Raw genomic sequence first — 1,792 nt, 5'->3', positions numbered from 1 at the left:
TCGTTGTAGTAGGTCATCTGGCCGGTGATCTCCTGGCCGTCGGTCGGGGCGTCGGCCAGGGCCAGTGACACACCGCCCAGGGCGACGGCCGTCACTGCGACCACGCCGCCCGCGATGACCCGGTTCCGGATGGACACACCACACTCCTCATCGGTTCCAGGTGGGGTTGGAGCGGCCTCCGGCCCCGTCCGCCCGTCGGGGGAGGCGGGGAGGGACGAGGGGCCGGACGCCGTCCTGGCCGATCATGGGAGAGACGGCGCAGGAGTGGTGCCGATCGGCGGGTCGTCTGCCCGGTCAGGCAGTGACTCCGCCTGATCTGTCACCGGGCCGGGCCGGGGAGCCGGAGTCGTTCCCACGGTCCGTCGTGGTGGTGTCCGCGGTTCTGAGGGCGTTGTTGTAGGCGCGTCGCAGGTGTTTGGCGGCGCGGCACGGTGCCGCGCCGACCGCGCACTGGCGGCAGGACGCGCGGTGGGCCTCGTACTGCTCACGGGCCTGGTCGAGGGAGATCTCGGGTGGGGTCGACGGTCGCACGGGGGCTTCTGGCGGACAGGGAGGTGCCGGGTGCCGATGGGGAACCGGCGCTTCCGGCAGGGATGTCGACCGGATCATGATCGTGTTGCTCCGCGTAGCTCAAGACGAGGCCCGATCAATGCCCTTGGCGACCGTGGCGATGCCCTTCCGTACGGTGGGCATCGCCACGGCCGTGCGCCCGTGTGCGTGCGGTCAGCCGAGGGAGTCGGGGATCTCGCGGGAGCGGGTTCCTCCCCAGGTGGACGCGTCCTGGCGCAGCAGGTCGAGGGCGGTGCTCTCCTCGGCCTCCCCCTCCTCGGCCTCCCCCTCCTCGTCCGGTTCGTCCTGGTCAGCCGCGCGCTGGGCGGGCTCGACCGGTGGGGGCTCGCCGCCGTCGCCGGACCGCGCCGGCCGGTCACCGAGGTCGCCCGCGAAGGCGAGGGCCGCAGCGGCCGGGGCGGGGCGTGGGGTCGGCCGCCAGGTGGTCAGTTCCGGACCGTCGTCGTCCGCCGTGGCCATGGCCGGGGCGGGTGGTGGGGCCACGGTCAGTTCCGCGCGCCTTGCCGTCTCCCCTTCCTCCTCGTCCCAGATGGCCGGGGCGGCGACGGTGTAGCGGGAGGTGTCGCTCCCGTCGCCGGTCCGGGTCGTGGCCGTGCGTCCCGCCAGGCCGAACAGCAGTGGGGTGAAGCCGGCGGCGGCGACACTCCACGCCGAGAGGTCGTCCTCGCTCTCCTCGTCCGGCGCGACCACCGGGACGCGGTCGTCGGCCGGTTGGGCCGGTGTCGGTTGGGCCGGGGCCGGTTGGGCCGGTTGGGCCGGTTGCTCCGGTTCGGCGGCGGCCGGGGGTGCAGTGGTGGCCGCGGACGCCGGGTGTCCTGTGCCCGGCTCCCCGTTGTTCCTGCCGTGGTCGGTCCCACGGGGTGAGGCGGCGGTCGTGGCTGCGCCGTGCAGGGCCGCGGCAACGGGCGTCGCGCCCGCCGTCGGCTCCTCGGCGGCCGACTCGTCGGCTCCGGGGATCCACGCCGTCGCCGTCGCTTCCAACAGGCCTGCCGCGTCCGGGCGTTCACCGCTCTCCGCGCGTCCGGCGCCGGTGGCCGCCTGGCCCGTGCCGGGCATCATCGGCAGGAAGGGAACGCCCGTGGTCGCCGTCGCGCCTTCCGTGAGGGTGGCGGGCTCGACGTTCGTGCCGGTGAGGGCCGCGCCGCCTTCCGGGGCCCCGGCCCTCGGGGTCTCCTGCGACACGCCGTCCGCCGACTCGTCTGCCCACGGTACGACCCCTTCG

The 1,792-nt window shown here is 74.9% G+C and carries 1 protein-coding gene and 1 pseudogene; both read right to left on the bottom strand.

From position 1 onward, the window contains the following. Positions 1-294: 294 nt before the first annotated feature. A complete protein-coding gene (locus ACZ619_RS41365; RefSeq protein WP_469610766.1) occupies positions 295-531 on the bottom strand; it encodes a hypothetical protein in 237 nt (78 codons plus the stop codon). Positions 532-723: 192 nt separating this feature from the next. Beyond that, positions 724-1,792: pseudogene (locus ACZ619_RS41360) on the bottom strand (hypothetical protein); the annotation flags it as partial.

Source organism: Streptomyces sp. NPDC104367, assembly GCF_055583825.1.
This window is presented reverse-complemented; position numbering and strand designations above follow the sequence as displayed.